General features: G+C 70.8%; 12 protein-coding genes and 1 pseudogene. 3 read left to right on the top strand and 10 right to left on the bottom strand.

The window, feature by feature from the left end; translation table 11 throughout:
* The 5 genes and pseudogenes from J1M64_RS10085 to J1M64_RS10105 all read right to left on the bottom strand — a co-directional run.
* The coding region (locus J1M64_RS10085; RefSeq protein ID WP_307872422.1) for a DUF2786 domain-containing protein at positions 1 to 816 on the bottom strand (816 nt) is incomplete at its 3' end.
* 91 nt (positions 817 to 907) lie between these two features.
* Positions 908 to 1,747: a bifunctional hydroxymethylpyrimidine kinase/phosphomethylpyrimidine kinase gene (gene thiD / locus J1M64_RS10090; protein ID WP_182633928.1), complete on the bottom strand. Its 840-nt coding sequence runs from the start codon at positions 1,745 to 1,747 to the stop codon at positions 908 to 910.
* On the bottom strand, positions 1,740 to 4,259 hold the full coding sequence (pheT, locus tag J1M64_RS10095) for a phenylalanine--tRNA ligase subunit beta (protein ID WP_206474111.1): 2,520 nt from the start codon (positions 4,257 to 4,259) through the stop codon (positions 1,740 to 1,742). Before pheT ends, thiD begins: the two co-directional genes overlap by 8 nt.
* Positions 4,260 to 4,302: 43 nt before the next feature.
* Positions 4,303 to 5,352 (bottom strand): phenylalanine--tRNA ligase subunit alpha, encoded by a 1,050-nt coding sequence (gene pheS / locus J1M64_RS10100; protein ID WP_120285900.1) that lies wholly within the window; start codon positions 5,350 to 5,352, stop codon positions 4,303 to 4,305.
* Positions 5,353 to 5,476: 124 nt separating this feature from the next.
* Positions 5,477 to 5,962 (bottom strand): annotated as a pseudogene (locus tag J1M64_RS10105) (ATP-binding cassette domain-containing protein); the annotation flags it as partial.
* 46 nt (positions 5,963 to 6,008) lie between these two features.
* Between J1M64_RS10105 and J1M64_RS10110 the strand changes: the two are divergent.
* Positions 6,009 to 6,269 carry a hypothetical protein gene (locus J1M64_RS10110; RefSeq protein WP_206474171.1) on the top strand — a complete coding sequence of 87 codons (261 nt, stop codon included), beginning with the start codon at positions 6,009 to 6,011 and terminating at the stop codon, positions 6,267 to 6,269.
* 37 nt (positions 6,270 to 6,306) lie between these two features.
* On the top strand, positions 6,307 to 7,749 hold the full coding sequence (locus J1M64_RS10115; protein WP_256820506.1) for a recombinase family protein: 1,443 nt from the start codon (positions 6,307 to 6,309) through the stop codon (positions 7,747 to 7,749).
* Positions 7,750 to 7,764: 15 nt separating this feature from the next.
* Here the strand turns inward: J1M64_RS10115 and J1M64_RS10120 are convergent, their stop codons facing one another.
* A complete protein-coding gene (locus J1M64_RS10120) occupies positions 7,765 to 7,944 on the bottom strand; it encodes a hypothetical protein (RefSeq protein ID WP_206474113.1) in 180 nt (59 codons plus the stop codon).
* A 92-nt stretch (positions 7,945 to 8,036) separates the two neighbouring features.
* On the opposite strand from J1M64_RS10120, the gene J1M64_RS10125 reads away from it, so the two are divergent.
* Positions 8,037 to 8,483: a hypothetical protein gene (locus J1M64_RS10125; RefSeq protein ID WP_206474114.1), complete on the top strand. Its 447-nt coding sequence runs from the start codon at positions 8,037 to 8,039 to the stop codon at positions 8,481 to 8,483.
* A gap of 9 nt (positions 8,484 to 8,492) precedes the next feature.
* Here the strand turns inward: J1M64_RS10125 and J1M64_RS10130 are convergent, their stop codons facing one another.
* From J1M64_RS10130 to J1M64_RS10145, 4 genes are read right to left on the bottom strand one after another with little or no spacing between them, the layout of a single operon-like run.
* The gene (locus tag J1M64_RS10130) at positions 8,493 to 9,809 is read right to left on the bottom strand and encodes a hypothetical protein (protein WP_206474115.1); all 1,317 of its coding nucleotides are present in this window, start codon (positions 9,807 to 9,809) and stop codon (positions 8,493 to 8,495) included.
* Positions 9,751 to 10,770 (bottom strand): DMT family transporter, encoded by a 1,020-nt coding sequence (locus J1M64_RS10135; protein WP_206474116.1) that lies wholly within the window; start codon positions 10,768 to 10,770, stop codon positions 9,751 to 9,753. Before J1M64_RS10135 ends, J1M64_RS10130 begins: the two co-directional genes overlap by 59 nt.
* Positions 10,767 to 11,051 carry a DUF2933 domain-containing protein gene (locus J1M64_RS10140; protein ID WP_033107642.1) on the bottom strand — a complete coding sequence of 95 codons (285 nt, stop codon included), beginning with the start codon at positions 11,049 to 11,051 and terminating at the stop codon, positions 10,767 to 10,769. The genes J1M64_RS10135 and J1M64_RS10140 overlap by 4 nt, the downstream gene beginning before the upstream one ends.
* The gene (locus tag J1M64_RS10145) at positions 11,041 to 12,099 is read right to left on the bottom strand and encodes a type II glyceraldehyde-3-phosphate dehydrogenase (RefSeq protein WP_182610940.1); all 1,059 of its coding nucleotides are present in this window, start codon (positions 12,097 to 12,099) and stop codon (positions 11,041 to 11,043) included. The genes J1M64_RS10140 and J1M64_RS10145 overlap by 11 nt, the downstream gene beginning before the upstream one ends.
* Positions 12,100 to 12,135: the final 36 nt, after the last annotated feature.

Consider the following 12,135-nt stretch of genomic DNA (forward strand, 5'->3'; position numbering starts at 1 on the left):
GGCCCCGATCTGCCGGCGGCCGCCCGTGAAGCGGCGCTGGCCGAGATCCACCGAGCCACCGACCCGACGCCCCTCCTCGATCCCGGACGTACCGACCCGCCTGCGGGCACCGCGGACGGCGGTCGGGAAGCGCCGACGGAGTTCGGTCTCCGCCCGCTGCGAGTCGGACCGCAGGACGAGTCCGGCGCCCGCGGCGTCCCGGCTCTCGGCCACCGCGCCCCGCTCGGCGGCCTCCAGTCTCCGCCCCACCTCGAAGGCGAAACCGGTCATGAACGACTTGCGGTGGGTGACCGCGGAGACACCCGGGGAGGGCCGCTGTCTGGCCGCTGCGGCGAGCATGACCCCGGTGAGGGCCCCGGCGAGCATGCCCACCCGCTCGACGTGGCGGCGAACCCCCACGATGTGCACGACCCGGGTGCCGTCGCCGCGGGCGGACGTGACGGCCCGGCAGTGCATCGCGGCGGCGAGGGCGGCCACCAGTCCCACCTGGTCGGGTTGATAGCTCCCGGAGATCACGTGGTCGATGACCGCCACCTCGGCGGCGGCGGTATCCGGACCGGTCCGCGCGAGCGCCTCGTCGACGCCGTACTTGGCGAGCAGGGCGTAGGCACGCTCGAGCAGGACCTCGGCCTCGGGCGTGCCCGCCACGCTCTCGGCTTTGGCGAAGAGTTTGCGGACCCTGTCCAACGCCTTCTCTGACAAGGGGGGCACGGCGCCCTCGTGCCCGTCCTGCGATCGGGTCTGCGAGGTGCCCTGCGAGGTGTTGTGGGAGGTGTTGTGGGAGGTGTTCTGGGAGGTGTTCTGGGAGGTGTTCACTGTCTACTCCTGATCGTCTCGGCCGTTCGGCGGAACCGATACTCGCACAGGTGTACGACACAGTCGGTGCGGACGGCCGCGCCGTCCCAGGTCAGCGGTGCAGGAACCAAGTGTGGTCGAGCGGGCCGGAACCGCGGCCGACCTCCAGGGTGAGACCGCCGTGGAGGGCCCCGTCGATCCACGGGCGGACGCGGCGGTAGGCCGCCTCCCAGTCCCTCTCCCCCACCCGCGCGGTGGCCAGCGCCGAGGACAACGAACACCCGGTGCCGTGCGTGTGCGGGGTGTCGACGCGGACGAACGGCAGACGCAGCGTCGTGCGTCGGTCCCCCTCGGACTCCACCAGCACGTCCTCCGCACTGCCGTCGTCCAGATCGCCCGTGGTGGCGAGCACCGCGCAGCCGGTCTGCTCGTGCACGAGCTCGGCCTGCCCGACGATCGTCTCGATGTGCTCCGCGGGCTCGCCGCCACACAGCACCGCGAGTTCGGGGACATTGGGCGTCACCAGATCCGCCAGCGGGACGAGGTCCCGCAGCATCCGCGCCGCGTCCTCACTGGCCAGCCGGCCTCCGGTGGTGGCCACCATCACCGGGTCGAGGACGACGTGGGGTGGACGACGACGACGAAGCCAGTCGCCGACCGCCTCCACCAGAGCGGCCTCACCGAGCATGCCGATCTTGACGGCGTCGATCGTCACGTCATCGGCAACGGCGTCGAGCTGGGCGATCACGTCGTCGACGGGCACGGCGTGCACCCCGGTCACCCCGACGGTGTTCTGGATCGTGACCGCGGTGACGGCACCCATTCCGTACCCGCCCATCGCGGCGACGGCCTTGGTGTCGGCGAGCAGCCCGGCGCCGCCGGACGGGTCCGTGCCCGCGATGCACAGGACCCGCGGCACCCGTGCACCGGCGGGGCGTCGGCCGTCAGCCACGCAGGCTCGCCCCCACGGCCTTCTCCGCCGCCTCGACGGCGGCCGTGCGCCATGCGCTCGCCTCGTCCTCCGTGAGGGTGCGGTCGTCGGCACGGAACGTCAACGCGTAGGCGAGGGACTTGCGCCCGTCCCCGAGCTGGGCGCCGGTGTAGACGTCGAACAGTCGCGCGCTCTCGAGCAGCTCCCCGCCTCCCGAGCGGAGTGCAGCCTCGACCTGCGCAGCGGGCACGGCCACGTCCACGACGAGCGCCACATCCTGGTTCACGGACGGGAACGACGAGATGGTCGGGGCCGGCAGCACCTCCCGGGCGCCGATCGCGGTGAGGTCCAGTTCGACCGCGCACGTGCGCGCCGGGAGCCCGAGCCGCTCGCACGCCGCGGGGTGTAGCTCACCGGCGTGACCGACCACCACGATCTCACCCGGCCCGGCGTCGCGGTCGCCACCATCGACCAGGACCTCCACGCAGCGACCCGGGTGCCACGGCGCGCGCTCGGCCGCCCGCACCTCGACCTCGGCCCCGAGGGCCCGCCCGACGATCCTCGCCGCCTCCACCGCGTCGAGGGCGTCGGCCTCCCTGCCGGGGCCGAAGTGCCCGCCCGGCTCGCGCCTACCGGTGTAGAGGGCTGCCACGTGGAGCGGCTGGTCGGGCAGCGACGCCGCCAGGCTGTCCCGCTCCTGCGGGGTCGGCTCCCGATCGACCGGCAGCATGTCGACCCCGGACGTCGTCGGCGTTCGGAAGGACACCTGCGCGACCGAGAAGAGCGCGAGGTCGCGGGCCCCGCGCGTGATGTTCCGGCGGGCGATCTCGGCCAGCGAGGGCAGCAGCGTGGTGGCCAGATGAGCCTTGTCGCTCTCGAGGGGATTGACCACGGCCATGGTGCTGCGGCGCTCGTCGTCGTCGTCAAGTCCCATGGCGTCGAACACCGACGGGTCACAGAACGGCGACGTGAGCACCTCGACGTGCCCGGCCGCCGCCAGGGCGTGCCCCACGGCACGGCGGCCGCGCTGGAACGCGGTGAGTCCGCGACCGGCGGGCGCGGTGGGCAGCACCGACGGGATGTTCTCCAGCCCCTCCAGGCGAAGCACCTCCTCGACCAGATCCGCGGGCAGGGTCAGGTCGGGGCGCCATGCCGGGGCGGTCACCTCCAGCAACACCGCGTCATCGCCGGCGACGGTGCACCCGATCTGCTCCAGACGGCGGCGCGTGGTCCCCGCCGGATACCCGACCCCCGCCACCCGCGAGGGACGCTCGGGATCGAACGCGATCGTCGGCATCACGGGCGCCGAGCCGACGTCCGTGAGAGAGGCCTCCACGGAGCCACCCGTGATCTCGGCGAGCAGGGTGGCCGCGCGGTCCAACGCCGCGATCGACGCGGCGGCGTCGACCCCACGCTCGTAACGCTTGCCCGCCTCGCTGGGGAGCTTGTGGCGGCGGATGGTCCGGAACACCGCGAGGGTGTCCCACACGGCGGCCTCGAGCAGGACGTCGGTCGTGTCGGCGGAGACCTCGGTGCTGGCGCCACCCATGACGCCCGCCAACGAGATCGGGCCGCGGTCGTCGCAGATGACGACGTCCTCGGGGTCGAGCGTGCGCTCCACGTCGTCGAGGGTGGTGAGCGTCTCCCCCGCGCGTGCCCGGTGGACGGTCAGCCCGCCCTGCAGGCGAGCGGCGTCGAACGCGTGCATCGGGTGCCCCAGCTCGAGCATGACGTAGTTGGTGACGTCGACGGCCGGGGAGATCGGGCGCACGCCCGAGAGCAGCAGGCGGCGCGCCATCCACCACGGGGTCCGCGCGGACGGGTCGACTCCCGTGACCCGGCGCAGGGCGAACCGCTGGGCACCGGACTCGGCGGTCACCTCGAGCGGCCAGGTCTCCTTCTCCGACGGCAGCCCGAGCTCGGCCGCGGGGTCAGCGAAGTCCAGGTCGAACCCGCACGCCAGCTCGCGGGCCAGGCCGCGGGCAGACAGGCAGTAGCCCCGATCCGGCGTCACGTTGAGTTCGATCACGGTGTCCCGCTCGCCGGCACCCGCGGCCAACACCGGGCCGGCGGGGTCCCCGGGCTCGGCGGTGCCCTCGGCGAGGACGATGATCCCGCTGTGGTCCGAGCCGATCCCCAGCTCGGAGGCCGAACAGATCATGCCCTCACTCGGCTTGCCGTAGGTCTTGCGCTTGCCGATCTCGAACCCGCCCGGCAGGACGGTGCCCGGCAGGGCGACGACGACCAGGTCGCCCTCCGCGAAGTTGCGGGCGCCGCACACGATCTGCTGCGGCTCGTCACCGCCCACGTCGACCAGACAGAAGCGGATGGGCTTCTTGAAGCCCTCCAGCTCCTCGATGGTGCTGACACGGCCGATGGTGAGCGGGCCGTCGATCTCGGGCAACTGCTCCGGTTCACCCTCCACCTCGAGGCCGACGCGCACGAAACCGGCGTCGAGCTCGGCCGGGCTGACGGACCAGCCGTCGTTGGCCCGCTGCAGGATCTCGGTCAGCCAGGACTGCGCAATTCGCACTGTGGGGTCCTTCGTCTTCTGGGGTGGGGGTGGATGCGGCGGGTCAGGAGCGGATGCCGAACGGCAGGGAGAAGCGGACGTCGCCCTCCACCATGTCGCGCATGTCGGACAGGCCGTTGCGGAACTGCAGGGTGCGCTCCAGGCCCATGCCGAACGCGAAGCCCGAGTACTCCTCGGGGTCGATGCCGCACGCCGTCAGCACGTTGGGGTGCACCATCCCGCAGCCGCCCCACTCGACCCAGCCGGCGCCGCCCTTCTTGCGCGGGAACCACACGTCGACCTCGGCGGAGGGCTCGGTGAACGGGAAGTAGTTGGGCCGCATCCGGGTGCGGGTCTCCGGACCGAACAGGGCGCGGGCGAACGCGTCGAGCGCACCGCGCAGGTGCGCCATGGTCAGCCCCTTGTCGATCGCCAGGCCCTCGACCTGGTGGAACACCGGGGTGTGGGTGGCGTCGAGTTCATCGGTGCGGAACGTGCGCCCGGGGCACGCCACGTAGATGGGCGGTTCCCGGTCGAGCATGGTGCGGATCTGCACCGGCGAGGTGTGGGTGCGCAACACCTGCCGGCTGCCCTCGGGCGCGATGTGGAAGGTGTCCTGGAGGGTGCGCGCCGGGTGGTCGGGAAGGAAGTTGAGCGCGTCGAAGTTGTAGTGCTCCGCCTCGACCTCGGGCCCCTCGGTGATCTCCCACCCCATGGCCACGAACACGTCCGCGACCTGCTCGGTGATGATGGTGATGGGGTGCTGCGCGCCCACCGGCGCGCGCCCCGACGGGACCGTCAGGTCGAGCGTCTCGGCCACGAGGACGGCGGCGTCCCGCTCGGCCTGCAGTTCGGCCAGGCGGGAGTCGTACGCCTGCTGGACCCGGGTCCGTGCCACGTTGACGGCCTTGCCCGCGGACGCCTTCTGCTCCTTGGGCAGCGAACCGAGGGTGCGGCGGCCCAGTGCGATGGGGCTGCGGTCACCGAGGTGCGCCGTCTTGGCGGCGGCCAACGCCTCGAGGTCCGCCGCGGCGGCGAACGCGGCCTCGGCGTCCGCGGAGTACCGCGCCAGCGACTCCTCGTCGATCCGGACCTCGCCTGTGTCTTCGCTCACCGGTGCCCTCGTCCTCCCCGTCACGGCGGACTTCCGTCGACCGCCCCGCATCGGGGCCAAGACTAGTCGATCCCCGGTCCCGCCCCCGCTCCCCCCGGCGATGGCCGGGGGGGGGGGAGCCGCGTCAGCGTCGTTCCCGCACCGACCCGGCGTCGACCAGCAGCTCGCGGGTCGCGCGGAAGGCGTCCCGCATCCGCCGGTCGTGGGTGATGAGCAGGACCGTGCCGCCGAACGAGTCCACGGCCTGTTCCAGTTGCTCGATCGCCGGCAGGTCCAGATGATTGGTCGGCTCGTCCAGCACCAGCAGGTTCACCCCGCGCTGCTGCAGGAGGGCCAACGCGGCACGGGTCCGCTCCCCCGGTGACAGTGACGCGCAGCCGCGGGCGACGTGTTCTCCACCGAGCCCGAACTTGGCGAGCAGGGTGCGGGCCTCGGTGGGGTCGAGGCCGGCCGGGTCGGCGGCGACGCAGAACGTGTCCAGCAGCGGGTCCGGCCCGCCGAACTCCGTCCGTGCCTGGTCCACCGTCCCGGGCTGGACCCCCGACCCGACGGTCGCGCGGCCCGAGTCGACCGCCCGCTCCCCGGTGATCGCGGCGAGCAGCGTGGTCTTCTCCACTTGGTGCATCTGACGCACCTAGTCAGTGGAGGTGATCGGCATGGATGTCGAACGCAAGAAGAACGTCGTGGCGTACGTGCGGGTGGCCCGCGCGCGAGCCGTTGGCGGGGATGCAACAGCACAGCGACGAGCCATCGAGCGTTACTGCCGCGAGAACAACCTAGTCGTCGCAGCGACGCTGCAGGCAACCCGCCTGGCAGTCGATCGGTCCTCGAAGGAGGTGCTTCGCGCACTGGCGCGATGCCCCTTCGATGTGTCCTTGAGGCAGGGCTCCGATCGGGGCGGTCGTCATGCTCTCTAGGGCAACGACGAGCAGCACCGGGACGATCACGGAGCAGGTGCTGGTCTATCTGAGGATCAGCGAGGACCGCACCGGGGAGGAGGCCGGGGTCGAGCGACAGCGAGACGACTGCCTCTCGCTGTGCGCCCGGCTGGGCCTGGACGTTGCCGAACCCGACGTTTTCATGGACAACGACACGTCCGCCTACCTCGACAAGAAGCGACCGGACTTCGCGCGAATGCTCGCCCGGATCAAGCTCGGTCCTTCGCGGGTCGTCGTGTGGCACGTCGATCGCCTCTACCGGCGACCCCGTGAGCTCGAGGACTTGATCGACCTCGTGGAGACGCATCCGATCCGCATTGAGGCGGTCATGGGCGGTGCGTTCGACTTGAACACCCACGAGGGTCGGCTGATGGCCCGACAACTCGTCGCGATGGCGGCCTACGAGTCCGGACACAAGGCTGACCGCATTCGCCGCGCGAACCGGCAGAAGGCCGAACGTGGCGACTGGCACGGCGCAGCAAAGTTCGGTTACGGCACCGGCGGCGTCCTCATCCCCGAGCAGGCCGCCGTCGTCCGTGAGATGGCGGACAGGTTCCTCGCCGGCCAGTCCCTGCGCTCGATCACCGCGTGGCTGAACGATGAGTCCGGGTTCCCCGCACCGCAGGCGAAGACCGGGAAGACGCTCGGCGTCTGGCACGCGACCACCGTGAAGTCCATCTTGGTCTCCGCCCGGATCAGCGGGCAGCGAGCGTACGAGCCGACGCGACGGCGCGGTGATGGCCCGAACGGGCGAGAGATCCTCGGACCGGGAAACTGGCCGGCGATCATCACGCCGGAAGAGACAACCCGCATCAGGGCCATGCTTTCCAACCCCGACCGCCGGGTTGGAGCATCTTCGATCAACCTGCTGTCGGCGATCGCGACGTGCGGCAAGTGCGGCTCCGGGCTCGTCGCGGGCAAGGCCAAGCACGGGCCATCCGATGCGAAGCGGAACTACTACCGCTGCATGCCAGTACCAGGACATCCCGAGAGAGGCGGTCTGTCGGTCAGTGCATCCGGCCTCGAGGCTGTTGTCAGAGAAGCCGTGATCGCGCGCCTGGCCGTGACCACCCTTCCGGCCGACACTCCCGAGACAGGCGGGGCAGTCGCGGAAGCGATGGGACGGATCATGGCCGCGCGCGAGCGGATGGAAGATCTCGCCCGCGACTACGGGGCGGGCATGCTGACTCGCAGCGAGTACCACGCCGGTCGCGTCGCCGCCCAGAGCGCCGTTCACGACGCGGAACTGGCCCTCGGCAGGGTAAACCGCGGGTCGGCCCTCAAAGGGCTCCCTATCGGCGATGAGGCGGCTCTGCGGCACGCTTGGGAGCACGAGTGGACTGTGCCGCAGAAGCGCGCGATCCTGACCGCGCTGATCGACAGCCTCGTCGTGCAGCCCTACGCGAACGGTGGTTCGCGCTTCCGGCCCGAGCGGGTGCAGCTCACCTTCAAGGCATAACGGGAGGATGCTGGGTCAGGCCGGATGCTCCATGAGCGCGCGAAGCCGGCCCAACGCCACCGGGTCTTCGACGGCGAACGGCACCCCTGACGCCTCGCATGCCTCTCGCGTCCAGGCCACCACATCGAAGTTGGGCGGGAGCGCGTGCTTCGCGAGATCGCCGCGGGTGGCGTGCTCTGCGCTTGTGCTGCCCATGATGCACAGGTACGCGCATCGCCCCGACCCCACGGCGGCGCGCACCTTCGTGGTGCGGGCGCCTGCCCGCGGCGAAAAAGCGGAGCATCATCATGGCGACCCCTGGATATCGGCCGGAGCAGTTCGTCGACTCGGGCTGGGACTCGGGCACGCCGGAGCGCAAGGCGCGGTTCGTGAACTCCCTGCTGCGCTTCATCGCCGACGACTTCCCCCGTGAACGGTTCACGCGCCCGCTGTATCTGGGGCTCTCCACGCACGGCTACTTCGGGTTCATCGCGCACTACGACATTCACGGCTTCTACGACGAGCAGATGTCGACGCCTGCCCGCCGTGAGCGGTTCCTGAGCGACCTGGCCTGCGACTGCCAGAAGGACGCGCACCTGGACCGCCCGGACCTGTGGAGCGACGTCAAGGCCGTCCTGGCGAGCCGCCTCATGCCCCAGGCCGAGCAGGCGCCCGCGGCGCGGCGGCTGGCGCCGTCGTCTTCGTTCGGGACACGTCCCCCCGCCGCTGGCCCTGACGCGCCGACCCTGTTCTGAGACTCGACCTCAGAGGCCGAACTGCGGTCCTTCGCGCAGCGGCGCCGTCGAACGCTCGGCGACGGCGAGGTCGGCCACAGTGCGGTCGGGGTCGGCTCGCACACCGAGCGCGGGACGGTGCGCTCGGACGGACTCCACAGTGATCCGGGCCTCCTCGACGGCAGGCGGCAGGTCGCCGCCGTCCTGCATCGCGGCGAGCTGCGCCTCGACACGGGCCAGGTCCGCCTCCGACTCGGCCAGGGCGCGCACGTACCGGAACGGTTGACCGATGCGTTCCTCGGTCTCGGCGATGGTCTGCTCGGCGACGGCGAGGTCATCGCGGGCGTGCCCGAGCAGGGTGGGGATGCCCGAGACGCGGTTCTCGATGCGCTGAATCACGCCGACACCACCCTCGAGGAAGATGCCGCGGGAGATCGTGAAGCCGCTGCGGGGCACGCCGTCGAGCGTGACCTCCATGAGCAGATCGCCGAGCATCGGCAGCGTGCTCAGGTGGATGTCGAATCCCCTGATGCACCCGATGACGCCGTAGTCGCGGGTCGCGTACTTCGGCGCCCACTTCAGGTCCGAGTCGTGCGCCCACCGGGCGAGCGCGTGCGCGGCATCGACCCGCGAGTCGTAGTGCGTGCCGCGCAGCTCGATACGGAAGTTCTCGCCGGAGGTCTCTCGGATGCGGGGCAGCGCCGCCTCCAGATGCTCGATATCGTTCCCGGCGCGGCGTGCGTCGCCGCGGGCGCGGTCGCGGCTGTGGATCAGCATCGACTCGTTACGGTGATAGGCACGTTCCAGCCGACGGAGCCTGGTGACCTCGTTCTGGATCGTGGAGTGCTCCAGCAGCAGGGGGTTGCCGGAGCTGATCGCCTTCGCTTCCGCGGCGGACAGAGCCGAGGAGTCGATCTCCTCGATCTCGCGGGTGTCGAGCCGGCCACGCATGAGCTGGGCGATGAACGTCGCCTTCCGCTCGACGCCCTGCCACATGTAGGAGTCGAAGGAGCGCTCCGTCACGAACCGGACGATGGCGACCTCCGCGTTCTGGTTGCCCTGCCGCATGATCCGGCCCTCGCGCTGGGCGATGTCCGAGGGACGCCACGGGCAGTCCAGGTGGTAAAGCGCGACGGCGCGGGCCTGGACGTTGGTGCCGACGCCCATCTTCTCCGTGGAGCCGAGCAGCACGGCGATGTGCCCAGCGCGCGCGGCGGAAAACAGCCGCGCCTTGTCCGTGTCGGTCGCCGAGTTAGGAGGAAGCGGGGGCGTGGGGCGGGCGACGGGTTCATCGTTGTTTCCTTTCCGGCCGGGAGCGCGGGCCGTGGTTTTCGTCAGGGAGGCCATCCGGGTCGGACGTCGCATGATCGGCGGAGGCTCGTGGGGCACGATTGCCGGTTGCCGTGACGGCCGAGGGCTCTGAGCGCCTGGATCCGATGGCGAGCAACGCCATTGCGATCAGCACGATCACGGTCCCGATCCAGCCCCACAGGCCCGGGTCCTCGCGCAGGATCAGCAGCGACAGCAGGATCCCGAAGACCGGCACGAGCAGCGTCCACGCGGCGAGGAGGTCGAGCCGGGCACGTCCGATCTCGGTGAACCAGGCGACCGTGGTGGCGGCGGTGCCGACCAGTGATAGGAACAGCAGGGTGAGGATGAACCGGATGTTCCAGTCGATCGTGGGCGGCCCTTCTGTGACGGCTGCGGTGCCGGCGAGGATCGCACCTCCGATGAGCAGCTGAGCTGCCGCCACGATTCGGACGTCTGCGTGCACGATCCGGCCGATGAGGGTGCCGGCGGTGATCGCGGCGGCGGAGGTCAGTGAGAGCCACGCTCCGGTGCCGAGCCCGGAGGGAAGGACGATGATGAGTAGGCCGGTGAAGCCCAGGCCGATCGCGGCGATCGCGGCGGGGGTGGGACGCTCGCGGTAGAGCCACCACGCGGGCAGCAGGATCAGGATTGGCTGCGCGTTGGCGAGCACCGAGGCGATCCCGGTCGACAGTCCGGTCGCGGCGACGAACATCGTCGCGAATGCCAGGGCGATGTTCACCAGTCCGAGGCAGCCGATCAGTGCCCATGTCTTCGGGTCGCGGGGAAGAGGTGCCCGCTGGATGCCGGCGACGGTTGCGAGCGCGACCCCGGCGATGAGGGCTCTCAGTGCCGCGAGCCACAGCGGCGGGGCGTCTTGCAGGCCGACGGTGATCGCGACGAAGCACGACCCCAAGGCGAGCGTGACCCACAGCATCCGCAGCGGTCGGGGGTGCCCGTGCCGGCTGGCGTCCGCGAGGGGGCGGACGACGGTGTTCACGACGACTCTCGCGTATCGGTCCCGCTGTCGCCCCCGTGGCGTCGATGATTCGAGTCGTGGGCGCCGGTGTGGTGGCGGTGGCCGAACAGGTGCATGGCGGCCATGCCGATGATCGCGACGTAGGGCAGCACTGCGACGACGTGGGGAAGGTGGTCGATGAACAGGTAGATCGCGATCCCGAGCACGGAGATCCCGATGATCAGCCACGCCGTCACAGGCATCCGTCGCCGCGGGTCGCCTTCGCCGGGATGGTCGGCGGGCGGTTGGTGGTCACCGGTCATGGTCGGGCTCCTCCGCCGGTGTGAGGAAGTCCTGGCGCATGCCGAGGCTCTCGTCGGTGAGGCGGATCGAGGTCGCGGCGTCGGGGACGGTGCCCGTCAGCGCGCGGATCGCGTCGATCGTCTCGGGCACGACGATGGCCTCGTTGTAGACCTGGTAGGCGAGGTAGGCCTCGCTGCCGTTCACGGTGACCAGGTCCTCCCACACGGCGACCTCCCACATGTCTCCCCGGGGGCGGCCGAGATCGCGCATCAGCTCGACGGTGGAGTTGAGGGCGACCAGGCCGTCGGACATCCGGATGAACGCGATGCGGGGCGCGGCGCGCAGGGCGTCCAGCACCTCGTCGCGGGTCGCCTCCCGGGTCAGTTGCAGCGTCCAGTAGTGGCTGTGGGTCTGCGTGTGGGCGCCTTTGGCGGCGATGGTGACGACATCGAGTCCGGGGAGCACGGTCTGTGCGTCGGGGCCCTGATGAGAGGGGATGGTCGGTTCTGGGACCATCGTGTTCATGATCCCGCCGAGGTGCGATTCCCACGGGTCGGTGGCGCGGCGGATGAGCACCCCACGGGCGCGCAGCAGGAGTCCGGCCGCATCCAGCGCGCCGAGGATCCGCACGATGCTGGTGGTGTTGCAGGAGACCACCCGGGTGCTGTCCCTGCCGATGGCGCTGGCGTAGTTGGCTTGGGCGACGAAGGAGTGGCCGGTGGTGGAGTGGGACTCGCCGCCTTGGAGCACTGCCTTGACGCCGAGGGCGCGGTAGCGCTCCAGGTTTTCCGCTGCCACATGCTTGGGGGTGGTGTCGACGACGACGTCGCACTGCGCGAGAAGGTCGTCGAGCACTCCCTGTGCGGGCACGTCGGCGCCCCGCATGGCCTGCTGCGCCTCGATGGTGGAGGCGAACACGGGCAGGCGGTTCGCTGCGGACTTGATCCGCCAGTCGGTGGCGATGTCCGCGACGCCGACCAGGTCCATGTCCGACTGCAGCAGGACCGCGTCGGCGACGCGCTTGCCGATGACGCCGTAGCCGTTGACGCCGACTCGAATGGTGTTCATGTGCGTGCCTTTCTGATGAGGGATGGGAGCCGCGGC

It is taken from the genome of Dietzia sp. KRD202 (genome assembly GCF_017168155.1).
GTDB classification, from domain to species: Bacteria; Actinomycetota; Actinomycetes; order Mycobacteriales; family Mycobacteriaceae; genus Dietzia; species Dietzia kunjamensis.

Coding starts and splice junctions, on each gene's coding strand:
- J1M64_RS10110 (WP_206474171.1), top strand. CDS start 6,009: ATGGATGTCGAACGCAAGAAGAACGTCGTGGCGTACGTGCGGGTGGCC.
- J1M64_RS10120 (WP_206474113.1), bottom strand. CDS start 7,944: ATGGGCAGCACAAGCGCAGAGCACGCCACCCGCGGCGATCTCGCGAAG.
- J1M64_RS10125 (WP_206474114.1), top strand. CDS start 8,037: ATGGCGACCCCTGGATATCGGCCGGAGCAGTTCGTCGACTCGGGCTGG.
- J1M64_RS10130 (WP_206474115.1), bottom strand. CDS start 9,809: ATGGCCTCCCTGACGAAAACCACGGCCCGCGCTCCCGGCCGGAAAGGA.
- J1M64_RS10140 (WP_033107642.1), bottom strand. CDS start 11,051: ATGACCGGTGACCACCAACCGCCCGCCGACCATCCCGGCGAAGGCGAC.
- J1M64_RS10145 (WP_182610940.1), bottom strand. CDS start 12,099: ATGAACACCATTCGAGTCGGCGTCAACGGCTACGGCGTCATCGGCAAG.